This is a genomic window from Streptomyces sp. NPDC051211 (assembly GCF_040689505.1).
Classification (GTDB): Bacteria; Actinomycetota; Actinomycetes; order Streptomycetales; family Streptomycetaceae; genus Streptomyces.
The window spans coordinates 54,508-77,879 of the sequence record NZ_JBFBAV010000024.1 but is presented as its reverse complement, the minus strand read 5'-3'; the positions used below and the strand labels follow the sequence as shown (position 1 = coordinate 77,879).

The 23,372-nt window shown below is 69.3% G+C and carries 17 protein-coding genes, 1 pseudogene and 1 CRISPR repeat array; of the genes and pseudogenes, 5 read left to right on the top strand and 13 right to left on the bottom strand.

What is annotated here, in order from left to right; genetic code table 11:
* Positions 1-41 precede the first annotated feature (41 nt).
* The 4 genes from AB0447_RS22850 to AB0447_RS22835 all read right to left on the bottom strand — a co-directional run bounded on the left by AB0447_RS22850 (position 42) and on the right by AB0447_RS22835 (position 5,132).
* Entirely contained in the window at positions 42-1,643 is a 1,602-nt protein-coding gene (locus tag AB0447_RS22850; RefSeq protein ID WP_366478564.1) for a hypothetical protein, read from the bottom strand.
* Between the two features lies 1 nt (position 1,644).
* Positions 1,645-2,058, bottom strand: a complete 414-nt coding sequence (locus AB0447_RS22845) for a hypothetical protein (RefSeq protein ID WP_366478563.1) — start codon at positions 2,056-2,058, stop codon at positions 1,645-1,647.
* A 429-nt stretch (positions 2,059-2,487) separates the two neighbouring features.
* Positions 2,488-2,881: direct repeats of the CRISPR family, unit length 29 nt; unit sequence CTGCTCCCCGCGCGTGCGGGGATGAACCC.
* Between the two features lie 78 nt (positions 2,882-2,959).
* On the bottom strand, positions 2,960-4,327 hold the full coding sequence (locus AB0447_RS22840) for a hypothetical protein (protein ID WP_366478562.1): 1,368 nt from the start codon (positions 4,325-4,327) through the stop codon (positions 2,960-2,962).
* Positions 4,311-5,132: a hypothetical protein gene (locus AB0447_RS22835; protein WP_366478561.1), complete on the bottom strand. Its 822-nt coding sequence runs from the start codon at positions 5,130-5,132 to the stop codon at positions 4,311-4,313. Before AB0447_RS22835 ends, AB0447_RS22840 begins: the two co-directional genes overlap by 17 nt.
* Before the next feature lie 109 nt (positions 5,133-5,241).
* On the opposite strand from AB0447_RS22835, the gene AB0447_RS22830 reads away from it, so the two are divergent.
* A complete protein-coding gene (locus AB0447_RS22830; protein WP_366478560.1) occupies positions 5,242-6,153 on the top strand; it encodes a glycosyltransferase in 912 nt (303 codons plus the stop codon).
* Between the two features lie 18 nt (positions 6,154-6,171).
* Here the strand turns inward: AB0447_RS22830 and AB0447_RS22825 are convergent, their stop codons facing one another.
* Positions 6,172-7,266, bottom strand: a complete 1,095-nt coding sequence (locus AB0447_RS22825) for an NAD-dependent epimerase/dehydratase family protein (protein ID WP_366478559.1) — start codon at positions 7,264-7,266, stop codon at positions 6,172-6,174.
* Between the two features lie 92 nt (positions 7,267-7,358).
* Positions 7,359-7,586: a hypothetical protein gene (locus AB0447_RS22820; protein ID WP_366478558.1), complete on the bottom strand. Its 228-nt coding sequence runs from the start codon at positions 7,584-7,586 to the stop codon at positions 7,359-7,361.
* A 284-nt stretch (positions 7,587-7,870) separates the two neighbouring features.
* Between AB0447_RS22820 and AB0447_RS22815 the strand changes: the two genes are divergently transcribed.
* Together AB0447_RS22815 and AB0447_RS22810 are read left to right on the top strand one after the other, a co-directional pair.
* Complete coding sequence (locus AB0447_RS22815; RefSeq protein ID WP_366478557.1) at positions 7,871-8,977, top strand: helix-turn-helix transcriptional regulator; 1,107 nt, start codon at positions 7,871-7,873, stop codon at positions 8,975-8,977.
* Between the two features lie 19 nt (positions 8,978-8,996).
* On the top strand, positions 8,997-9,578 hold the full coding sequence (locus AB0447_RS22810) for an HD domain-containing protein (RefSeq protein ID WP_366478556.1): 582 nt from the start codon (positions 8,997-8,999) through the stop codon (positions 9,576-9,578).
* Between the two features lie 148 nt (positions 9,579-9,726).
* Here AB0447_RS22810 and AB0447_RS22805 read toward each other — a convergent pair whose 3' ends face one another.
* Together AB0447_RS22805 and AB0447_RS22800 are read right to left on the bottom strand one after the other, a co-directional pair.
* On the bottom strand, positions 9,727-10,293 hold the full coding sequence (locus AB0447_RS22805) for a DUF4253 domain-containing protein (RefSeq protein ID WP_366478555.1): 567 nt from the start codon (positions 10,291-10,293) through the stop codon (positions 9,727-9,729).
* A 676-nt stretch (positions 10,294-10,969) separates the two neighbouring features.
* Positions 10,970-12,037 carry a hypothetical protein gene (locus AB0447_RS22800; RefSeq protein WP_366478554.1) on the bottom strand — a complete coding sequence of 356 codons (1,068 nt, stop codon included), beginning with the start codon at positions 12,035-12,037 and terminating at the stop codon, positions 10,970-10,972.
* Between the two features lie 475 nt (positions 12,038-12,512).
* On the opposite strand from AB0447_RS22800, the gene AB0447_RS22795 reads away from it, so the two are divergent.
* Complete coding sequence (locus AB0447_RS22795; RefSeq protein WP_366478553.1) at positions 12,513-14,075, top strand: ISL3 family transposase; 1,563 nt, start codon at positions 12,513-12,515, stop codon at positions 14,073-14,075.
* A gap of 58 nt (positions 14,076-14,133) precedes the next feature.
* Here the strand turns inward: AB0447_RS22795 and AB0447_RS22790 are convergent, their stop codons facing one another.
* The 3 genes from AB0447_RS22790 to AB0447_RS22780 form a co-directional block, all read right to left on the bottom strand.
* Entirely contained in the window at positions 14,134-14,715 is a 582-nt protein-coding gene (locus AB0447_RS22790; protein WP_366478585.1) for a DUF6000 family protein, read from the bottom strand.
* On the bottom strand, positions 14,597-15,157 hold the full coding sequence (locus AB0447_RS22785; protein WP_366478552.1) for a DUF4259 domain-containing protein: 561 nt from the start codon (positions 15,155-15,157) through the stop codon (positions 14,597-14,599). The genes AB0447_RS22790 and AB0447_RS22785 overlap by 119 nt, the downstream gene beginning before the upstream one ends.
* Positions 15,158-15,221: 64 nt before the next feature.
* Entirely contained in the window at positions 15,222-16,808 is a 1,587-nt protein-coding gene (locus tag AB0447_RS22780; protein ID WP_366478551.1) for a VCBS repeat-containing protein, read from the bottom strand.
* Between the two features lie 973 nt (positions 16,809-17,781).
* Between AB0447_RS22780 and AB0447_RS22775 the strand changes: the two are divergent.
* A pseudogene (locus AB0447_RS22775) lies at positions 17,782-18,114 on the top strand (IS630 family transposase); the annotation flags it as partial.
* Between the two features lie 38 nt (positions 18,115-18,152).
* Here the strand turns inward: AB0447_RS22775 and AB0447_RS22770 are convergent.
* Together AB0447_RS22770 and AB0447_RS22765 are read right to left on the bottom strand one after the other, a co-directional pair.
* The gene (locus tag AB0447_RS22770) at positions 18,153-18,602 is read right to left on the bottom strand and encodes a hypothetical protein (protein ID WP_366478550.1); all 450 of its coding nucleotides are present in this window, start codon (positions 18,600-18,602) and stop codon (positions 18,153-18,155) included.
* A 457-nt stretch (positions 18,603-19,059) separates the two neighbouring features.
* A complete protein-coding gene (locus AB0447_RS22765) occupies positions 19,060-23,334 on the bottom strand; it encodes a ricin-type beta-trefoil lectin domain protein (RefSeq protein WP_366478549.1) in 4,275 nt (1,424 codons plus the stop codon).
* Positions 23,335-23,372: the final 38 nt, after the last annotated feature.

Below are 23,372 nucleotides of genomic sequence, written 5' to 3'. Positions count from 1 at the left end.
GTGCTCCTCGGCGCAAGGGCACCCGGCGTGGACCGTTGGGGTCAGCGGCGCGCGCCCGGTCGGCGGACCAGGAGTTCCTGCGGCACGTACGCCCTGGGTACCTGCTGGGGCTTCGGCTGGACCTGCTGTGCAGGTGCCCACCGCTGTTCCTGGGCGATGGCCCGGTGTGCGTACGCGTCCAGGACTGCCCGCGGGACGGCGGTACCGGTCCGGCGGGCCGCCTCCAGCAGAGCGCCCGCCGTCTTCTGCTCGGCAGCCATCACCGCGGAGTACGCACCCGTGAGGGCTTCCACCTCTCGGCGGTGGACGGGGTAGAAGCGCTGTGCCTTGTCCAGGCCCGGTGGGCGGTGTTCGACGACGTCGGACACCAAGGTGGCGCCGGCGCGCCGGATCGCCCAGGGGGCGGCGGCCGCCAACTGCCAGCCGGACGACGGCAGCCGGTACAGCGCAGCCACAAGCGGGCCCGGCCCTCCGGCGTCCGCGAGGATGTCCGCCGCCGGGCGGGCAGTCCCCGGTCCCTGATCCGCGGTCCAGCGGGGGCCGAACAGCAGCTGCCCCACGCGGGTGGTCGAGGTATGGGAGATCACCACGGCCGGGTGAGGGGTGGTCGACGGCAGCCGTACGACCTGGCCGCGCTGCACCAGGTCATAGCCGGGCGGCGGGAGGTCGGGGTGCTCGCGCGGATCGGTGGTGTCGACGACGTGCCGCCACCCGCCGGCGGCGGTCTTCCAGGCCTGGGACGACTCCCGCAGCACCGCGGCCGCCTCTCTGGCGCCGTCGGCCACCGCCCCGTCCGGCAGCCCTTCCGCCACCCGGAGCAGGACGCGGCCGACCAGGAGGCGGGCCATGGAGGTCCAGCGGGAGAGCTGTTGGAGATCCGATCCGCTCAGCCGCCGCTCGTCGCGGTCGTGGAGGGCCAGGTAGGCCGCCCGGGACAGCCGCTCGCTGTCCTCGCCCAGCCGGAGTACGACGCCGTCGGTCGGATCGGCCGGTGAGGCCCGGACAGGCTCCACGGGCAGGGCGAGCGGGAAGGCACCCAGGTGCGCGTCGGTCTCGCGGGTGGCGACCCGGGTGAGCACGGACGCCTTGTCGAGGTGGGTGCGGGCCGACTCGAAGGCCTCGGTAGCTCCCGGGTGCTCGCTGCCCTGAGCGAGCCGCTGCACGACCTGCCCGGCCTGCCACGCCACTTCGGCGTACCGTCCGGAGAGGTAGTAGAAGGCCGACTGGTGGCGAAGGAGATAGGCGTACGGCGTCAGCGGCGCCCGGTCCGGGCCCAGATGACTGCCGATCGTGTCGCGTACGGCCCCCAGCGTCCGGGCGGCCGAGTCGATCCGCGCACCGGCCGGGCCGGCATCCCGCGCGGCCGGGGTCCGCAGATACCGCTGCGCCGTCGACAGCGCCGCCGACGCCTGATCCAGGTACTCGTCGAGGTTCCGTTCGGGGACCGTGAGCCACCGTTCCTCGCTGGTAGGTACCGGGGTGTAGGCGCCCGGCCCCAAACCCTTCCTGATCTGCCCCAGGACATCCACGAGGCCTTCGGTCAAGGCCACCCGCTCTTCCGGGCCCACCGACGCGAGCGGCGTCTGCGCGGCCTCTTGGAGCTGCGCGACCGCGACGTCGAACAGCTCGCCCAACGTGGTCACGTCACCGCTCCCGGACCGCGGCCAGCGCCACGGCGGCGCCGGCTGCCAGGGAAGCGACCTCGTCCAGCGACCCCTTGGCGCCCTCACCCACCTGGTCGGCGGTCGTGCCGAGCCGGACCACGGAGTCCCGGGCGCGCTCCAACAGGTGCACGTACGGCTCGAGACCGACGGCACCGGGCGGCGGTGCCGTCGCCTGGACCGGTTCCCCCCGGGCTGGCAGTGGCAGGCGGTCGCGGGCCTGCGAGCACTTCTGGGCGACGACCATCGCCTGTAGTTCGTCGCTGCCCTCCTCGAAGGTGATCGCGTCCGCGAGCTCCGCGGTCAGGGTGAGCACGTCCCAGACCGCTGCCAGTACCGTGGCGGCGTCCTCCGAATCGAGCTGCGCGCCGAGGTCCGTCAGGGCTGACGTGGACATCAGCATCCCCTCCTTCATGTCCGGATGGCGTGATGGTCCCATCCGGAACCCGACCTCGGGGGAAGCCTGTGGACGGCTGCGGGCATGTGGACAACCGGCCCCTCCGGCCGAGCGCGCGCCGCCGTGCTCAGGAAGGCGGACCGCTGCGCCTGCCGATGTACACGCGGCCTGGCCTTCACCCTGGTCCGGATGGTGGTCTCGGCCCCGGCGAACCGTCTTGTGCACGGCGACCGCCATCTCTATCAGTCGAGTCGCTGGCCCCGGCGTTCGCTCGTCCGGGTGGTGTCCGATACTTGACCGCGTCGCACGAGGCGCCCGGTGCGCCACCTCGCCGTACCGCTGAGAGGCGGGGAATGTAGTGGAATGTCTGTTTCGGCGAAAGTGCTTCGATAAGGCTACTGGTCAGCCTAAAGTGACAGCTCAGTAAGCCTGCTCCCCGCGCGTGCGGGGATGAACCCTCATCTGGGTACGTGGGATGAGGCCAGGTACCCTGCTCCCCGCGCGTGCGGGGATGAACCCTTCGACGGATTCGGTGAACGGCTGCACGAGGACTGCTCCCCGCGCGTGCGGGGATGAACCCCTCTTGCCGAGGTGCTCGGCCGGGCTGATGCTCTGCTCCCCGCGCGTGCGGGGATGAACCCGTGCACCCGACGGATGCTGGGCACGTCTACCTCTGCTCCCCGCGCGTGCGGGGATGAACCCGCGCTGACCAGGATCAGGCGAACGGGGCGAACTGCTCCCTGCACGTGCGGGGATGAACCCACGCGTGTCTGGTCTTCGCCGAACACGCCAGGCTGCTCCCCGCGCGTACCGGGATGAGCCCTTGCAGGGCATCGGGTGGGGGACTTCGGACTTCGCCTCGGCTCTCGGCACACCAGGGCGCCGCGCCCAGAGCCGAGGCCTACCCTGCCCAGGTTCCCGCAGGAGCCTGCGTAGATCCGGGGTGCCCGGCCGGTCTGCCGTGTTCGTCGCGACGCATGGCCGTCAGGTTCAGGTCGACGATGCGGGGCGTGGGAGTGACGTCGAGTTCGGCAGTTGGGTGTACGAGGCCGTCGGCGCTGGTCTCGGCTGTCCAGATTCGGCAGCGGAGGCCGGGGTAGGCGGGGTTGAGGCCCAGTTCGCCCTTGGGCATGCATCCGTTGAACGGGACGGAGATTCGCTCCCTGCCCCAGTACGCCCAGGCTTCCAGCGCCTTGGCCTGTTCGAAGCAGGCGTAGAGCTGCGGGTAGCGGCTCATCGTGCGGAGTTCGCGGAAGACGAGCTGGCCGACGAGGCCGGGGGCGGTCGCGGCGAGGTCGACGTAGTCCAGTTCGCTCAGGGTGAGGGCGGTCGGGTCCTGGTCGGGAGCGAGGAAGACCGAGGTGAAGAGGTGCGGGAGGCGCCCGCGTACGTAGGTCGTCACGGCGGCCGGGTCCAGGGTGGGGTCGACCCGGCCCAGGAGGCGGGCGAGTGTCGCCTGGTCGGGGGCGAACTTCGCCAGGTCGAAGAGTCTGCCCATGTCGGCCACGGCGGCGAAGGCGAGCCGCTTGTAGAGGTGGTTGTTCATCTCCGCGAGGTCTGCGAGCCGGCACGTCTCATCTGACGTGGAGTTCAGCATCAGGTACTCGGAGAGCACCTCGAAGTACAGGTAGCCGAGCAGTCCCAGGCCCGGCACGGCGGCGGCCAGCTGGTCGACGAAGTCGGCGGCTGACGGGCCCGGTCCTCCGGTGGCGATGCTCAGGGTCGTGGCGAGGAAGGAGGCGGAGGCTCGGACGCGGGCGCGTACCGCGTTCTGGAGCAACGCCAGCTCTTCCTCGGTGAGGAGGTGTTGGTACGTGGTGAAGGTGCGCAGGTGGATCGGGCCGAGCCGGAGGTAGTCGATGCCCTTGGGCGGCATGGGCCGGTCGGGGGTGACCTCGAAGACGAGGGTCTCGGTGTGCCGCTTGGCTTCCAGCAGGTAGCGGGCGAGGTTGTGCGGGCGCAGGCCAGCGGCGAGCGGTGTCAGAGGGGCGCAGTAGACGGCGGCCATGAGGCAGCCGGTCGAGGCGTGGAGCTGGCCGCTGGCTTTGATGGCGTCGATCCCGTTGGTGGTGTGCAGCAGGTACACCGGCCTGCCGCTGGTCAGGGCGGCGGTGGTTGAGTTTCCCGCCAGGAGCCAGCCGTGCGGCGTGGTGTGTTTGAGGCGGTCGTCCCACTGGGCGCTGGTCGCGGCGAGCTGCCGGGGCTCGGGTCGGCGGGGGGTCGTGGTGTGGTCGGTGTGGGCGGTGTCCCATTCAGCGTGCATGGGCATGGGCATGGGCATGGGCATGGGCCGGTCCGTGTGCGACGAGGGTGTGGGCGTGGGTGAGGGCCTGGTGGGGGTCGGCGCCGTCCAGGCGGGCGCGTTCGCTGTGCAGGACCAGGTCGAAGGCGACGGCGTGCAGCCAGTCGGGCGGTACGACCTGCAGCAGCGCGGGGTTGGGCCACCAGCGGGTGCAGGGCAGGCGGTAGCGGTCGAGCGCATCGGCGGTCTTCAGGAGGTCCGTGAACAGCCGGGCCCGTCCGTAAGCGCTGGTCTGCTCCCGGGTGAAGGCGGCGTACGGGACGTCGTGCAGGGCCACCGCGGTTACGGCGCCCTGCCGGAGGGCGGCGGGTTCGTCGTCGGCCGCACCCGGGCCTGGTGCCAGGTGTGCGGTGATGTCCCGGTGGTGCCGGTCGAGCCAGTCGGCGGCGCGGCGGCCGTGGTGCGGGTCGTCGCGGTCGTTGTGGCGCCGGCAGTCGTGTACGGCCGCCGCGACGGCCAACGTGCGCTGTTCAGCCGGGGTGAGGCCGTGGGTGCGGGCCAGGATCGTGGCCAGGGTCGCCACCCGGGAGTTGTGCAGGACGCCGTGGAGCGAGTCGGCCTGCCGGGGATGTACGAACCACTCGCCGAGCGGAATGAGCGGCGGCGGCAGGCGGTAGGGCAGCCGCGGCGCCGGCAGGCCTGCCGGGCGGGCGGCGGCGATCCGGTCGAGCGTGGGCGCATCCATGAACTGGTGGTCGGGCAGCAGCCCGGCCGAGGCCAGGGCGGTCAGGGCGGTCTGGGGGCCGTCGCCGGCGCGGGGTGTGGCGGTCATGAGAAGCCTCGAAGGGTGGGCCACGGGCACGGGTGCTCGCGGTGAACGGAAGGTGGACGGGCCGCTACGATCGCGGGATTCGACGTACGCACAGGGAGATGAGGGACCCGTGGCAGAGCCGCGCCTGGGGGTGGCCATCGTCACGATGGGCAACCGCCCCGACGACCTGCTCGCCCTGCTGGCATCCGTACGCGCCCAGCACGGCGAGCCGGTGCGCACGGTCGTCGTCGGCAACGGCTGCGATCCCGCGGACCTCGGTGGCCTCGGAGACCTCGGCGACTTCGGCGACTTCGGCGAAGGTGTCGAGACGGTGGCGCTGGAGACGAACACCGGCGTCTCCGGAGGCCGCAACGCCTGCTGGGAGGCGCTGCGCCGGCACGAGGACGTGGACGTCGTCGTAGACCTGGACGACGACGGCCTCCTGCCCGATCCGGACACCTTCGCGCGGCTCCGCAAGATCCTCGCCGCCGATCCGCGCACGGGCATCGTCGGTTTCCGCATTGCCGACGAGACCGGCCACACCCAACGCCGGCACGTGCCGCGGCTGCGGGCGTCGGACCCGATGAAGGCGGGCGAGGTCACCACGTTCCTCGGGGGCGGGCACGCCATTCACCGCGAGGTGTTCGAGCAGGTCGGCGACTGGCCGACCGAGTTCTTCTACGGGCACGAGGAGACCGACCTGGCCTGGCGGGCGATCGACGCCGGGTGGCGGGTGCGCTACGAGCCCGAGCTGCTGCTCCAGCACCCGCGTACCTCTCCTGCCCGGCACGCGATGTACTTCCGGATGGTCGCCCGCAACCGGGTCTGGCTGGCCAGGCGGCATCTTCCTGCCCTGCTGGTGCCGGTGTACCTGGGGGTGTGGACGGTGCTGACGCTGGTGCGGCGCCCGCCGCTGTCGGGCCTGAAGGCGTGGGCGGCGGGCTTCGTCGAAGGAGTACGGACGCCGTGCGGGCGGCGCAAACCGATCCGGTGGGCCACCGTGTGGCGGCTGACCAGGCTCGGGCGCCCGCCGATCGTCTAGGCCACGGCTAGGCCACGGCTAGGCTGGCAGGGCTGCCGGCTCGGGCCGCTTGCCGTGACCCTGCCGGACGCGGGCGGCCTCGGCGACGAGGAAGTCCGGGAGGGCGTACGGGTTGTCGTCCAGCCACGCCACGTACCGGGCCACTCCTGCGCTGACGCTGATGGACGGCGTCCAGTCGAGCAGGGTACGCATGCGGGTGGTGTCCGCGAAGCCGCCCAGCGGGTCGCCTTCCGGCAGCGGGGTCTCCTCCACCCGCGTGTCGGGGTAGTGGGTCAGGATCTCCTCCGCGATCGAGCGGATCGAGGTCGGTACCCCGGAGCCGACGTTGATCACCTGCCGGTGCGCCCGAGGAGCGACCATGGCCAGGATCGTGGCCTCGGCGATGTCGTCGACGTGGACGAAGTCGCGGACCTGCCGCCCGCCGCCGTTGAGCCGCATCGGCAGGCCGAGCTTGGCGCGCTGCGCGAGCCAGGCGACGACCCAGGAGTGGGAGTTCTCCTTGACCGTCTGTGGCTCGCCGTAGACGGAGAAGTAGCGGACGCTGGTGTGCGAGATGCCGGCCGCGTCCATCACCAGCGCGCTCTGGTGCTCGCCCCACACCTTGGTGTTCGCGTACACGGACAGTGGCGCCGGTGGTCGGTCTTCGGTCCAGCACTGCATCCCCGGCTCGGCGGGGTCGCCGTTGCCGTAGACGGCCGCGGAAGAGACGAACACGAAGCGGCGGATGCGGTCGGCGTGCGGGCGGACGGCGTCCAGGAGGATCTGGGTGCCGTTGATGTTGGTCTGGAGGGCGGCGAGGGGGTTGCGGGTGCAGAAGGCGACGTCCGCGACGGCCGCGGCGTGGACGACGTAGTCGGCCTGCGAGGCGACGGCCTTCATGAGCTGGGTGTCGGCGATGTCGCCCACGATGACGTCCGGGTCCTCGGGGCGTACGCCGAACAGCTGGCCGTAGACCCGGGCCGGGTAGGCATCCAGCTTGCCGACGGCGATGACCCGGGCACCGAGCCGGCGGAGCCGGACCGCGATGCGACTGCCGACGAGTCCGCCACCGCCGGTCACCACCACGGTGGTGCCGGACAGTTCCGCGCGCAGGTCTTCTTCGGTGAGCGCCATGCGGGTTCCTTTCCGAGGGGAGAAGCGGGAGGGGAGGCTCCCGCCCGTGACGTGGAACGGGCGGGGCACCGGGGGCAAGAGGGTCGGATCGGTCAGCCTCGTTCGAGGCGGCGGGGGTCCTGCACGATCCATTCGCGGCCGCCGCCCTCGGGGCGGGCGAACACGGCGTTGGCGACCACCGTCCGAGTGGTGGGGTTCTCCCATTCGCCGATGAACTGGACGATCCCCTGGCGGTCTTCCAGCGGATCGAAGATGCGGGCGCCTTCGCTGACCCAGCTCGGGACGGACTGGCGCTGACGGCTGCGGCTTTTCGGGGACATGAGCAGTCCTACCTTTCTGTCTCCTTGCGTATGCGGCCTTGACGGCGGCCGACCCAGGGCAGCCGGGAGGAGCTGGTGGCACCGGACGGCTCGGATGGGCGGGAGGGGGCCGAGCGCGCACAGAAGGCCGTGACGTCCGTCAGTGGAGTGGCGTCAACCCGGGCCCCTTGCCCGCACCCTGGTCGATTTCACGTAGTGACCGTACGGTCGCCGGGAATGCGGTAGGACTGACCACGGGTACGAGTTAAGGCAGCGGCACGCGGCACGCCCCCTCGGAGAGCGTCATGACCGCCAGACCAACCGCCCGGCCACGCGCGGTCTCCGGCACCATCAGCGGGTTCGTGCTGCGCACGGCCCGGGAGAGCACCCCTCACACACAGCGGTCCATGGCCGAGGCCCTCGGCGTCGACCTCACCACGTTCCAGGGCTGGGAGTCCGGCCGGCGCCCGCTGGCGAACATGAAGGCATCCGCCCTCCTCGACCTGCGACGCCACCTGGCCGTCTTAGGCGCGGAAGCGGACCTCGTCGCCCTGCTCGACGCGGCGATGGACGCCGACCGCATCATCAGCGCCTCCCTGCATCCCGACGGGCGCGCCCGTCTCCTGCATCCGCTCGGCGAGTGGGTCCACACCCGCGACACCGCCCACATGCTTGCCTGGGCCCTGACCGGCGCCCCGCCCCCGGCCCTCGCTGGCCGTCCGGCACCCGCACGCCGCGGCCCGGTCGCCGCCGCACCGCTGCTGCCCGCCCCGGAACGCCGCGCGTTCTTCACCCACCTGCGGGATCTCGCCGAATCCGCACACCGCACCGACAACCGCGGCGTACTCCTGCACCGCCAGGCCCTCTACCTCTCCTCCTACGACCGCAGCCCGGAGGCCGTCTCCTGGACCGCGCAGACCCTCCACGCGCGGCGCGGCGTCCTGGCCGGGCGCGGCTGGAGCCCCCAGTGGGCCGAAGCCCGCTCCACCGCCACCGCCCTCGCCCGCCTCGGCGATCCCGTACCCCTGCTGGACTTCATCGAGCGGGCCATGGCCGACGACGACACCGGTGAGACGGCCAACCTCAACTACTGGGCGTACTGGCTCGGGGCCGCCCGCCGGCCCCAGGCCGACGACACCTTCATGCGCGACCCCGACGCCGGATGGGATCCCATCACGCTGCTGCGCGCCCTCACCCAAGGCCTCCACCTGGCCCCCGGCTACGTCGACCTGTACACGCACTCGCTGTGGGCACTCCTGACCGCCCATCCCTGGCTGCCGCTCGCCTCCCCGACCCTGGCCGCATCCCTGGACACCCGGACGGACAGGCTCCTGAGCGAGGGAGTTCTCTCCAAAAGGGCCAGGCGCGAACTGAGCGCCGTCCATTACGTTCTACGCCAGAACCGCACATGATCCCACCGGAGGTCACCGCATGGCAGACGAGACGGCGAATGCGCAGGGTACGGCCGGATTCCTCTTCGAGATGGGGGTCCTCAAGAACGCCAAGCGCACCGGCTGGTGGTTCACCGGCAACAACAACCCCGAGTCGATCGCCGAGCACTCCTTCCGCGTCGGCATCGTCGGATCCGTCCTGGCCATGATGGAAGGCGCCGACGCCGCCAAGGTCGCCCTGATGTGCCTCTTCCACGACACCCAGGAGACTCGGATCGGGGACATCCCCCACATCGGACGCCGCTACATCGACGCCGCCGCGAACGAGAGGGTCACCGCCGACCAGGTCTCCGCCACCCACCCGGCCGTGAAGGCCGGCGTCCAGCGCGTCGTCGACGAGTACGAGAACGGCGACAGCCTCGAGGTCACCGTCGCCCACGACGCCGACAAGCTGGAGTGCCTGCTCCAGGCCCTCGAGTACCGCGCCCAGGGCAACACCCTGGTCCAGGACTGGATCGACACCTCCCTCAACAGCCTCAAGACCCCCTCCGCCCAAGCCCTCGCCGAAGCCGCGCTCACGATGTCCCCCTTGCAGTGGCGCCAAACCTTCCTCGGCCAGTAGCCCGCCCCCGGCATCGGGGGCCGGCCTTCCCCAGGCACGGCCTCCGATGCAGGAGACATCATCTCCCGGCAGCCACACATCCCACGCCAGAGGGCCTTGGCCTGCTGGTGGCCGGGCCATGCGGTCCGTTTGCCAGGTGAGGGACGGATCAGTCCCACCAGAAGTCCCAGTGGTGGGCACCGGTGATCCGCTCGGCGTACGCGGCCAGGGTGTACGGCCTGCTGCCCTGCCAGATGTTGTCCGGGCAGAACGCGAAGTGCTCGGCCGCGACCAGGAGAGCCTCGTGCTCGTTCGCCGGTGGCGTGGCGACGCTGAGGTGCAGTGTGGAAAAGCCGACCGCGACGACACGGGCGCCGAACCGGTGCTCCCAATCGCGGACGACCGCGGAGAACTTCGCGGTGTCGTTGTCGTAATTACAGGGTCCGCTCCAGCCCGCGGCCGTCAACGCCTCGGCACCGGACTCTGCGGCAACCAGCCCCAGGCGTGTCCGTGGGCGGTCGGCGAGGAACGCCTGCGCGAACTCTGAGGCCGGTTGGCCGGGGCTCGTGGCCGTATCTCGCCTGGGCGCGAGGCCGGGCCAGGTCTGCCCGAAGGGGGCCGTGACGGCGAGGCGCCGGTCGGTGTCGAGCATGTCGTCGTCCTCATCGACGGCCGTGTAGGTCACCCACCACTGGGCGAGGAGGCCGGCAGGGTCGTGGCTCGCCGGGGAGGACATCTGCTCGGGGAAGACCTCCCCGGAACCCCATGGGCGAAATTCGCCATCGTTCGGATCCAGCGAGTCGAGCAGCAACGGCCACAAGCCGGAGCGTGTGTGTTCGGCGTGCATCTGTGTCCACAGCTCAGTCGTGGCCGGCCCGTCGCTGAGCCACAGGGGCTGTACACCTCCGTCGCCTTCATCGGACGTGACCATCCGACCGGGCGGGAGCGGGCCCTCAAGACTCAATCGGGCTTCAGGGTGCATGGGGTGGATGCCAGTGCTGCGACCGGGAGGCATCACCGAGAGGGTCCGACCACTCGATCGCGGAATTCCTGGAAAGCGTGCCAGCCTGACGTTTGCCCCGGAGTCATCAGGTCCCCTTCCGCGCAGTCGAGTACCTTGCACCGCAGAGCCTCGGCAAGGCGGAAGACGTGTGCCAGCACGTCGTCGCCGGAGCCCCGCATGTGGAGCATGATCGAGTCCACCGGGTCTTCTGAGCCGATGTTGAGTTCAATGGACCACGTGGAGCCGGAAAGTTCGCCGCGACATTGCCGTCGCTGTCGGACAGTATTCGTCGCCGCTGGCACCGCGGATCACGAGGCGAGAGACCGATGCCGGTCCCGGCGGCACTCGCCGGGACCGGCATGTATGGGCCCGCTTACGCACCGCACGCTCCGGAGCGGCGTGCTGCGGATCAGGGCGTGTTCAGGCCGAGGTTCTGTGTGGTGGTGTTGCTGGCGCCGGGGCTCTTGATGTTGTTGTTGGTGCTGATGTTGTTGAACATCGGGAGGATGCCGCTGAGGTTGATGGGCAGGATCGACCCCGACCCGTTGCCTCCGCCGTTGTTCCCGTTGGTCTGTTCGTAGGTGATGGTCACCGAGGCCGGACCGGTTGCGGGTCCGGAGGTACCGCCCGCCGGGACGCGGTTGGACCCGCCACCGCCGCCACCAGGCCCATACGTCCCAGCGGAGATGAAGTCGCAGCCGCCGCCGCCGCCTCCGCCGAACCAGCCGGCTCCTCCGCCTCCGGCGGAGAAAGGACCGCCGCCGGTGCCGCCGGTACCGCCGCCACCGGGGGTGCCGGGCGTGCTGGGTACGGGGCCGCCGGTGGAAGGGCATCCGGCTCCACCGGCGCCGGGGGTCGTCTGAGTTCCCCCGCCGCCTCCTCCTCCGCTGTTGGGCCTGCTGCCGCCGGTCTGACCGGTGATTCCGGCGTCTCCTCCGGTGGCCTCGGGGTTCGGGTATGGGCCGAAGCCGGCTCCTCCGCCTCCTCCGCCGCCCGCGACGATCAGCCGGGGGTCGGTGGCGGTGTTGCCGGTGAGGAAGCAGCTGGGGCTGGTGGAGTCGCAGGTGCGTACGTCGCTGGCTCCGCCGCCGGCACCGCCCTCTTCGAAGTTGCCGCCTGCTGCGCCTCCGCCGGTGTCGACGTTGACGTAGAGGGTGGTGGTGCCCGACGGCACGTTGACGGTGCCGCTGACGGTGGAGCCGTCACCCCCCACTCCTCCGTCGGTCCCGTTCTGCCCTGAGGCGCCGGTGGCAGTGATGGTCAGTTGGATGACGCCAGACGGGACGGTGAAGGGCTGGTTGGCGCCGGGGGTGAAGGTGACGGTCACAGGCGCCGCCGCGGCGGGCGTGGCCAGGGGCACCACCAAAGCCGCCGGCAGCGCCGCCATGGCGAGGAAGAGGGTGCTGCGCCGGACCGGATGCCGAAGCCGTTCGGCGCCACGTCGCGGGGATACCGCATGATGCATGGTCAGTCTCACGCTCAAGGCTCCTCGACCAGTGATACCAACTGGGTGGATTGCTACGGCACCCTGCCTGGGACCGTCCGACGATCAAGCCACAACAGGCCGGTGACGGGCATGTGGACACACCGTCACATCACTCCGCGACGAATAGTCCTCAAGTCGGAGAAGCTCGCTGCGCAGCTCAGGGCAGGAAGCCATTGAAGACCCACCGTTGGCGACGCACCTGGCCCCGTGCGTCTGCGGGGAATCGACGTTCTTACCATCCGACCGTTTCTGTTACTGACTAACATTCGATGCCCCGTTGGGCTGGAACCGCTGCCAACACTCGCCAGCATTCGTTCCTGCATCTCAGGCTCTGGCTCAACTTCTGTGACGTAGTAACTTTCCGTGGCATCCGGAACAGGTTTGTTCGAACGTGAAGTTGCCTGAAAAGGGGCGGGCTTGATGCCCGGCAGGGTGAGGCTCCAGCACCGTGACATGCCTTTCAGAGATGTTGTTCGCGCCGCTCGCCGACGTTGCCGTGACCTCCGTCGACCCAGGTGACGACCGCCTATGCGTCGAGATCCGCAGTACGACCGACGGTGCTTCATGCCCAGGCTGTGGAGCATGGTCATCCCGCCTCCATGGCTCTTACCTGCGGTTTCCCGGCGATCTGCCGGTCTCGGGCAGACCTGTCGTGTTGTCGTTGCGAGTGCGCCGCTTCGCCTGCAGGAGGCCTGGGGGCCCGAGGCGGACTTTCGTGGAACAGATACCAGGACTGACGCGCCGGCACAGCAGCTGGACCGAGCGGCTGCGATCGGAGCTTGCTTCGCTGGGCCTGGCGCTTGCCGGGCGAGCAGGCGAACGGCTCGCTGGACTGATCGGCGTCCCGGTCAGCCGCAGCACCGTCCTGCGCATCGTCCATGCGCTCCCCGAGCCGAACCCGACGCAGCCGACAGCGGTCGGCGTCGACGAGTACGCGATGCGCAAAGGCCGCGTCTACGGCACGGTCCTGGTAGACGTGGAGACGCGCCGGCCATTGGAACTCCTGCCGGACCGGGAACCAGAGACACTCGCAGCCTGGCTTGCCCAGCATCCGCAGATCAAGGTCATCTGCCGGGACCGCGCCCCGTTCTACGCCGAAGGTGCCACGCTCGGCGCCCCGCAGGCCCTCCAGGTGGCCGATCGCTGGCACCTGTGGCACAACCTTAGACAGGCCACCGAGCGGTGCGTGTCACTGCACCGACGCTGCCTGCGCGGCCACCCGGCAGCAACTGAGGCAGAGCCAGAACTAGTGGCGAAGGAGCGAAACACTTCGCCCTGGCCGACGGGGTATCGCTTCGCGGACCGGACCCGCGCACGACATGCCCAGGTCCACGCTCTGCTCGAAGCCGGCCACAGCCGAAGGTCGATCGCCCGACAGCTGGGCATGGGCCTCAGCACCGTCCAGCGATTCGCCCACGCCAGGACTCCAGAGGCGCTCTTCCAAGGCCAGTGGCAAGACCGCCCGACCAAGCTGGACACGTTCAAGCCCTATCTCCACCAACGCTGGCAGGACGGTTTCACCAACGCCTGGAAGCTCTGGGAGGAGATCACCGACCGCGGCTACCAAGGCGGATACGCCGCGGTGCGCGACTACCTCCGTCCACTCCGAACAGTTCCGCATACCCCTGCGATCCGACCACCCTCGGCACGGACTGTCAGCAGCTGGATCCTCACGCATCCCGACGCCTTGCCCGACGAGAACCAGCTGCGGATGAAGATCGCCGTCGCCCACTGCCCTGAGCTGGAGGCTCTCGCCGGGCACGTTCGCTCCTTCGGACAAATGCTCACCCGACGCGAAGGCCATCTCACTCAGGACTGGATCGCGGCTGTTCGTGCTGATGACCTACCCGGCCTGCACAGCTTCGCCAACGGCCTCGAACGCGACCTGGCAGCGGTCGTCGCGGGGCTCTCCACTCCTTGGAACTCGGGCGTCGTCGAGGGTCACATCAACCGGATCAAGATGCTCAAGCGCCAGATGTTCGGGCGGGCTGGCTTCCACCTTCTCCGCAAGCGGGTCCTACTGGCGTGACGGAGGAACGGCCGCGCCACAGACCTTCAGCCAGAGCCTGACGTGAAAGCTAATGGGGTCAGTTGTCGGCGCATTCCTCGATGACTGCGCAGGCGAGGCGGATGCCGCCCAGGTCGTTGGAGATGCCGTCATCGCCGTGCATGTGGGGTGCGTCCTGGAACCACTGCGGCCACAGGCCGCCCTCCTGGAGGAAGTCGCGGGCCCGGTCGCCGTGCAGGACGGAGTCGGTGTAAGCGAGGGCGCCCATGGCCGTGGGCTGGTCGTAGGCGAGGTCGGGCCGACGCAGGTAGCGATTCAAGTATGCGGCGAGCAGGTCGGCGTCTCGTGCAGTGCCGAAACTCGCCAGCGCCACACAGTAGGCCCCACCCGCGCAGCAGACCTCGCTCTCCAGCAGCAGTGCCCCCAGACGCTCGCGGAAGTGGTCACGGCGCGAGACGGCGGCGAGCCATGCCGCGGTCCGCCGCTCGCGCCAGCTGCCTTCGAAGAGGATGGTCAGCTCGGAGTCGGAAACAGCCTTCGCATCAGCGGCCAGGGCACGAACGAACGGCTCGTACTCCTCGCGCGACATACGAAGTACCGCTCCGCCGAGCTTCAGATAGCGACGCCCGGGGAGGCAATAGCGGCGGTACAGGGCCTGTATCTCGGGGTCGTGGCGGATCACCACCCCATCCTCTCGCAACAAGCACACAGCTGAGGTTGTGGGGCCGGAATACGCCTGCGGTGATCCCGGGACGGAAGGGATCCATCTGGGGCCCGGGTCTGATGAACGGGGTGGCGGCGGCACGGAGCGTAACTGCTCCACAAAACTTGAGCCAGAGCCGCATCTCACCTACGCAGCCAGGCTCTTCCGGCCCGTAAACGGAATCGGCAGGCTCACCTCCGGCCCACTGCGCGGCGACGAGGGCGGCAGCAGCTACGGCTTCTTCGGATTCGGGCGCTTCGAGGTAGCCCACGGCGTCGATCACACGTGCGAGAGCGCCGCGCACGATGCCCTCACGTTCGCCTGCGGCTGCCTCATCAAGGCCGTTTGCCGAGCGGGCCCATGCCGTGGTGACTCCGCCGTCGCGGCGAACCGTGAGCACCGGCGCCGTACGCCGGCCAGGCCAGCCCGCCTCGGCCGTCACGGGCCCGGCCCGGCGAACCGAATCAGTTGAAGCTTCGGTCGGTCCTGTTCCATTGGCTGTCCAGCCATTCCCGGCTGGCGAACGTGTGGGCGCCGCCCCAGCCCTGGGAGCGGTAGAGCCACATGGTGCCGTCGCCGTCGCGGGCGATGAGGTCGGCGCGGCCGTCGCCGTTGAGGTCGCCGGGGACGGCGATGCCGTTGTAGCCGTTCCAGCCGTGGCTGTACCACTCGCGGGCGGTGAACGGCGCGGAGGCCTTGCCGGTGCCCTTGTAGAGGTAGAGATGGCCGTCGTGGGACGCTGCCACGATGTCGGGCCGGCCGTCACCGGAGATGTCGCCGCCGCCGACGATGGTCTTGTAGGTGTCCCAGCCTGTACCGGCGCTGCCGGCGTAATCGAACGTCACGCCGTCACCATTACCGGCGCGGACGGACAGGCGGCCGTTGCTTTCGCGGAACAGCAGGTCGCCCTTGCCATCGCCGGTCAGGTCACCGGGCCCGATGACCATGTCGGTGGTCGGCAGCGTCCAGACGGACTTGCCCTTGGTGGTGTTGATCAGCTTCGGCGCGTAGCGGTCGAAGCTGAACGGGTAGCTGCGGTTACTGCTGTCGAGTCCCGCCACGGTCACCAGCTCAGAGGAGGGGAATGGCGGGGGGTTCTGATCCAACGGCGTAAGGCCGGCGAAGCGGCCGTTTGTCAGGTTGACGGCTTCGCGGATCCAGTCGTACCAGTCCAGCAGGTATACACCGTGTTTGCCGTAGACGGGGGTCACGCCGGAGTTCACCCACGTCTCGGAGTCAATCCAGTAGTGGCCGATCTGCTTGCGAGCAGTGAACTTGCCGTTGCCCTCGGAGGCGTGGAAGTAGAGCTGGCCCCAGAGTGCCACCCCGTACAGGTCAGCCTTGCCGTCGCCGTTCTGGTCGTCGACGGCCATGATCTTGTTGTACTCGTTCCAGCCGTCGCCGACCCAGGTACGGGGCTTGAACGGGGCGGAGGCGCTGCCGGTTCCCTTGAAGTAGTAAAGGTTGCCGTTGAGGTCCTTGGCCACCAGGTCGGCGATGCCGTCGGCGTCGAGGTCGTTGGCGCCGACGATCTGGTCGTAGATCTTCCACCCGCTGCCGACCTTGACCTTGCCGGCGAAGGGATTGCCGGTGGCTGCGCCGGTGGCGCGGTACAAGTACAGGTCACCTGACGGGGTGCGGGCGAGGAGGTCTCCTCGGCCGTCCTTGGTGAGGTCGCCGGCAGCGATGAGCTTGTTGTAGACCTGCCAGCCGTGGCCGGTCCAGGTCGGTGCCTGCGTGCTGCTGCTGAACGCTTGGTGCATCGACAGCCGGCCGTCGTTGTACCACTGCAGCACTTCGGTGCCCCAGCCGCCCCGGATGTTGCCGAGCGCGACGACGTCGCGCGGAACGGCTTGAGATGACCCGTTGAACGTGAAGCCGCCGGTCTTCCCGACAGTGGACAGCAAGCTGCTGCTCTTGCCCTTGGAATTTCGGACGAGGACATCACTCCAGCCGTCGCCGTCGAGGTCCAGGCGCGGCTTGGCCGCGTTGCCTCCCAACTGGGGCTTGGCAGTGTGTTGCGGGTGGAGGATGGGCTCGTCGAGGGCCACGGCCGGGCCAGAGAACAACATCCCTGCGCACAGAGCAACCGCGGTGGCGGCCGCGACTTGGCTCAGCCGCCGGTAGTGAAGAGAACGCAACAAGACCCCCTGGAAGAAACAAGTGCCCAACCCCTCAGAGAACGGCAAGGCCGAGGCTCTGTATGCGGACATGCCTCGGCAGCGGCATCAAACACCCGGGTTGGACGGCCAACACTAGTCCGGCCCACCCGACGTGGACACGGCAGGCACCCGACTGGCTGTCGGCAAGGGCGTCCTCCGCCGTGAGCCCGTCGCCAATGGCGATACCTGTCAGCCCACCCTCGTGCCCCTCGCGGCCGCCGCTGCCGGATCGACAGCGGGATGCTGCCCGCGATCCGGGCCCTCCCACGGGACTTCGCGGTCTTGCACCGCAGCGGGGGAGGTGAGCGTCCGGCGCAGGAGGATGAGGGGCGAGTGAGAGGGCGTCCCAGTAGTGTCGGTCAGGAACCGAGGGAACCGGCGAGGCCCTGAGACACCGTGTATCTCAGGATCCAGATGTCGGTTGTCGGAGATCGCCCTGAGCAACCAGGCCGATCACGTCAGAATGGCGTACCCAACGGAAGTACGTACCTTCCAGCCGCCTATACCCCATCATGGAAGGCAGGCAGCTTGCTTACCGCGTACGCGGGGATGTCTCATGGGGTGACGGCAGGGATCCGTGGCCCGATGCTACTTCCCCGCGTCGCGGGGATGCCCCAGCCACAGCGTGCGCGCGGCGGAATCCATACGCCTGCTCCCCGCAGACACGGGGATGACTCACAGCGCATGGGGCCGTGTGATCCGACGGCGCAGTATCCCCGCGATGCGGGGGATGACCCGGTGTGCAAAATCGGCGACCTGCCAGACTCGTACTGTTCCCCGCACAGGGGGGATGATCCTGCGGTTAGCGTCAACGTGGCGCGCTGGCTCGGCTATTTCCCGCGTATGTGGGGATGGACCTCAGATCCGTGCTGCCCGACCCAACGGCGCCCCGATCTACGTGACCCTCGACAACCTCTCCGCCCACACGAACTGGCGGATGAGGCGGTGGGCGGTGAAGAACAAGGGCGAGCGGAGCTGCACCCCGACCTACGCCTCCCGGGTCAACCCCATCGAAGCGCACTTCGGAACCGTTGCGGCAGTTCACCCTCGCCAACTCCCACCACCCCAACCACACCGCCCAGACGCGGTCCTGCACGCCTACCTGCGCTGGCGCAACCGAAACACCCGCCATCCCGATGTCCTGGCCGCTCAACGACGCGAGCGTGCCCGCATCCGCAGCGAGAAAGCCGTCCAGCTGGGTCGGGGGCCCCACCACGACGGCTGCCTGAGCGGCTACACCTGCTCCTGGTACACCCTGATCTCGGCGGGCTTGAGTGTGCGGATCGTTGCCCAGGCCGCTCGCTTGCTTAGTCCCTCGGCCCACGCGTCGAGATCGTCTCCGCCACCATGGAAGAACCACGAGTCGAAGCTTCCCAGGGCCTGCAGGGCGGGGGCGGGTCTGTATCGAAGCTCGCAGTGGACCTGCACGTAGTGGTCGTGATCGCCGTCGCTGTCGGCAATCGCGAACTGTCGGGTGAGGTCCAGCGTGAACGTCGGAGGACCGTCAAACGAGGAGGGCCCGTACTGGAACAGCAGACCATCAGTATCGGGTGTGTCCGGAACGTCGAACAGCAGTCGGCCAAAGCGGAGGAAGGCAGGCCAGGCGTCTTCCGTGTCCAGGTCAGCAAGCGACCGCCGCCCGACACCCAGTTCGCCCTCAAGCAGTCCCACGGCCTCGTCCATCGACGGTCTCCGCATCATGCAGGCCTCCTCGTGCGCCGCAGCGGGGCTCAGCGTACTCAACCCGGCGAACCTTCCCGGTCACAGCACCAGATGGGCTGCCGAGACACTGGTCTAAACCGATCAGGCCTATTCGCGGCAGACGCCTTGATCGACGGAAGTACCTCCCGACTGTCTACGTCCCACCTAACATGGCACCGCAACAAACCCGCTCCCCTCACATGCGGCGACCGAGAGGGAAGACCTGGGCGACGGCGTCGTCGAACTGCTCCCTGCATGCGGGGATGGCGGGGACGGGCCGTGCTTCCTTCTGTTGACAGGCTTCGGGCGGCGAAGTTGCGGGTTCGTGATGAGGCGGCAGTGGTGCCCCAGGGACAGTCCGGGGGCGGAAGCTCCGAATACACGGCTGTGCCCGCCTCCATGGTGGCGGAGGCGGGCACAGCTTGGTGTCGTCGGTTGGCTAGGACGTGTACGTGGGGGCCGGGAGGACGGCGGTGTTCAGCGTGGGGATGGTCCAGCGCTGAGCGCCGGTGTTGTTGCAGTCCCAGAGCTGGAGGCGGGTGCCGTTCGTCTTGTTGCCCTGGGGCAGGTCGAGGCAGCGAGCCGAGGCGGGGTTGTGGACGCTGCCGTCGGCCCGGGGCAGGAATCGTTGTGCGGGGGTTCCGTTGCAGGTCCAGAGCTGGATGAGGGTGCCGTTGACGGTGCCCGCGTTCTCGGCGTTGAGGCACTTGCCCTGGATACGGATGGTGCCGTCGTGGTGGATCTGGAACTGCTGATTGTTGGGTATCCCGCTGCAGGTCCACAGGTGGATGACGTTGCCGTCGGTGCTGCGCCCGTTGTCGTTGTCGACGCAGTTGGTGGCGGACGATGCGAGGGTGATGGGTCCGGTGGCGCCGGGGGCGCTGGCGGAGGCGGCGTAGGAGTAGTGGGCGAGGTTGCCGATGCCGCCGGTGTAGCCGCCGGCGGTGTCGATCGAGCCGTCCCGCTTGTAGCGGCCGAGCACGAGGACGCCCGCCGGTGCGGGGCTGTCGGTGGCCTTGTGGTGGCCGGTGGACGCGAGAGTGCCGTTGACGTAAAGACGCATCTGGCCGGTGGGCGCGTCGTAGACGGCGGTCAGCCGGGTCCAGGCGTTGGGGATAACGCGGGCGGCGTCGTTGAAGGCGCTGGTCCAGTCGTAGTTCCAGCCGTCGGCGTCACCTCGGGCGAGCGCGAACCGCCATACCTTGGACCCGCCGTCGGGGTAGAGGGTGAAGGCGCTGGACCGGTTGCCGTCCTGCGACACCACGACGCCGCTGGAGCCGGAGCTCTTCGTCCAGACGCTGAGGGTGAAGCTCGTGCGGGTGTCGATGGTCGGGCCGGCCAGGGTCGCGCGGGAGCTTGGGCCGCTGAACCCTGCATAGGGGGTGCTGGTGCCGCCGATGGTGGCGGTTGGCCAGGTGACCTCGGCGGTCGGGTCGATGGTCGCGTCGTCGGTGGTCAACTTCCACTGGCCGGCCGGCTTGTTCATGTTGCCGAGGGAGACCGGGGCCGGTTCGAAGCCGGTGACGGTGGGATGCAGGACAGTGGTCCCGTTGGGTGCGGTTCCGGTACCCCGGAATGCGACGAGCTGCTGCTTGGTGTCGACGGCCCAGAGGTCCGGGATGCCATCACCGGTGATGTCGCCGTCGGAGCCGACGCGGGGGTAGGCGGCGGGATCGAGGTCGATGCCGGGGATGGCTCCCTTGGTGGGATCGGTGAAGCCGGTCAGCACGGGAGCTTCCGGAGTGCCGGTGATGGCGAAGGAGTGGATGCTGCCGTTGCTGGAGCGGGCCCAGAGGGTCGGGAAATTGGTTCCCTTCGCCCGACCGGGCGCGATCAGCGTGTAGTCCTTCCAGCGGTCGTCGTTGGCCGAGAGGAGGATGGCCTGAGTGTCCAGCTGGTTGATGCTCGCGGCGGCGGCCTTGCTCAGCCAGAGCCTGCCGTTCTCGACGAAGAGCAGGGACGACTGCGGCAGAGCTCCGTTGACCGGAGCATCGCCCGTCGGCGCTCCGAACGCAGCGATTTTCGTGACGTTGGACCAGTCGCTGCCGTAGTAGGCGGAGCAGTTGATGGCGGTGAAGCTGGTGTTCACGCAGTTGGCCGGCTTGGCGACCGTGATGCGGTCGCGCAGATTGAAGACGCCATCGATATTGGCATTGCTGTAGAGGTACAGGTTCTGCGGATCACTCGGGTCGTGTGCGAAGAGATCGTCGACGTTCTTGTATGCGAGGTTGCCGCGGTGTGCGATCTGTATGTTGCTCCAGCCGCTGCCCGCCGGAGCTGCGCTGATCTTGGAGGCTACGGCTGTGGACGGGTCGCGGTCCCCCGCCCGGCCTTCGATGGTCCGCAGCGTGCCGGAGCTGTCGGGCAGGACGATGTCGGGCTTGCTGTCACCGGTGATGTCCCCGAAGACGGGGGCGGCGCCGTTGAGGTTGGAGGGGGCGTAGTAGCTGTAGACGGCGGGCTGGGACATGTTGCCCGCGTTGTCCTGGGTCTGCAGGTACACGAAGTTCGTGCCCCAGCGCGGGGGCGTGATCTTCACGGTGGCCTTGCCGCCGATCATCGTGATGATGCGGGAGTCGGTGGCGGCGTCGGTGCAGTTCCAGTTGGTGGCTGCGGCTTGGACGGGGTCGGTGGTCCAGCGGGCGCAGGCGAGGCCGGAGGTGCGGACGCCGCCCGCCGGGGCGGGGTCGGTGCCGGTGAGGGTGAAGGTGCCCTCCTGGCCCGCGTACTTGGGCCGGGCGCCGATGGTGCCGGACTCGGGGAAGTCGGTGGAGTTGACGTCCGCGGTGGGCGGGGTGCGGTCGACTCGGAAGAAGCACCAGTCGGAATCGCCGCTGGTGAGCGTGGAGTCGGTGGTGCGGGCGGTCCAACCGTACTGGTGTCCGTCGGACAGCGGGCCGACGTCGACGGTCACGTCGCCGTAGTCTCCGAGCCAGCCGGTGCTGTGGTAGGTGGTGTGGCCGTTGTTGTCGTCGTCCCAGAGCTGGAAGGTCGTGTTCAGCTGCCGCTGAACCGGCGACCAGGTGCTGGCGGTCAGGGTGATGTTGCTGTTGGCGCCGACCCAGCCGGGGTTGTCCCACGGGTTCACGGTGCCCGGAGTGCGGCAGTCGTTGGAGGTGCCGTTCTGCGCGAAGCCGGGGGTCGGGCGGGTGCGGGGCCACCAGATGGTGGGCTTGACGTCGTACTCGACGACGATGTGCGGGTTGTTGGCGAACCGCTGGCGGTAGTACTTGTTGTACTCGTCATCCGGTGCGAGGCCGAAGGTCTGGTACGTCCAGTTGCCCTGCGAAGCGGCCCGCATGGTGGTGGTGACGTCGAAGGAGATGTCCCCCGTACCCGAGACGGGAACGCTCGCTCCGAGCTTGGCGCAGCCGCCCATGCGGGACGCTGTCCCGCACGGCTGGTCCCGCCAGCTCGTCGGGTTGTCGATCACCGAAGTGGCGTACAGGCCCATCGGCGTGCTCGTCGACGGGCTGGAGGAGGAAACGATCGTGGCGTGGAAGCGGGCGTTGAGGACCGTGACCTCACGGTCGGCCTTGTTGTGGATGGCCGAATTGATGCCGATCTTGAAGTAGGCGCGCGTGCGGCCTTCCTCCGTGCAGGGCGGGTCGCCGATGTTGTAGCCGCAGTATCCGGCGGCCGGCTTGTCCTGGCCGTATACGGTGCCGTTGAACCCGTTGGTGTCCGGGTAGGCCTCCTGCACCTGCGAGTACGCCTGCCGTGTGTTGTCGGCCGTGGGATTGAATCCGGGGTCGATGTACCAGGGGCCGGTGCCCTGGCTCAGCAGGCCGGTGTCGGGCACGAGGTCGATGGTTTGGTTGGTCGCGGTGACGGCGATGGGTGCGACGGCGGCGCCTTCACCCGGCCCGTCCGGGCTCGAGGCAGCAACGGCCTCGTCCTCCGCGGCCGCGGAGGGAGCCGACAGCATCATCGTGCGCATGCCCCCCTCGGCACTGTCGGTGCCGGCTGCACCGGTGGACGAAGTGGCCGAGTCCCACATGAGCGAAGGGGGGCTCGAGAACCTCACGGTGCCGTCGGTGTCGGTCACGGTGATGTTGCCCGCCGCGTCGGCCTTCACGTTCAGCCCGTCGGCCTCCACGCCCAGGCGCAGCTTCTTCACCGTGGGATTCGCGGCGGCCTCGGGGGTGTGGACGATCAGCACTTGGCGCCATCCGCCCAGCTTGTTCGCCGTCAGCCGCAGGTCCACATCAGGAAGGACCGACTTGTACAGGGCGCTGTTCTCCTCCAGCACGGGCTGGGGCAGCGCGAAGGGCGCAGTGACGGCCAGCTTCTTGCCGTCGGCGGTGGTCATGGTGGCCATGGGGCCGGTTCCACCGCCGGACAGCCTCAGCTGTGAGGGCACAACGGCCGGGGCGAGCGTTCCGTCGGCGTTCGGGTGCAGGGTCGCGTCCACTGCCTTCCAGCCCCCGTCAGCGCCCTTCACGCGCTGCACGGTCGCTGTCGAGTCGGTGGTGAAGGAGCCGCTGGGATTGGCGAACGTCTGGGAGCTATCCGTGGTCAGGTGGCTGACGAGCACCGGCTTTCCGGTACTTCTGGCCTGTTCCTGAGCGGCGAGAAGAGCCTTCTCCTCCTCGCTCGGGGAGGGATTGGGCGCAGTGGCGGGCCAATCGGTGTCGGCAGGACCGTGGCCGCGGTCCACTTCGGCCAGCGCGGGCGGCGCTGAGATCAGGCCGATGCCGAGGGCGAGTGCCACGGCACCGGCGGCCGGGCCCAGGGCTGCACCTGAGGCCC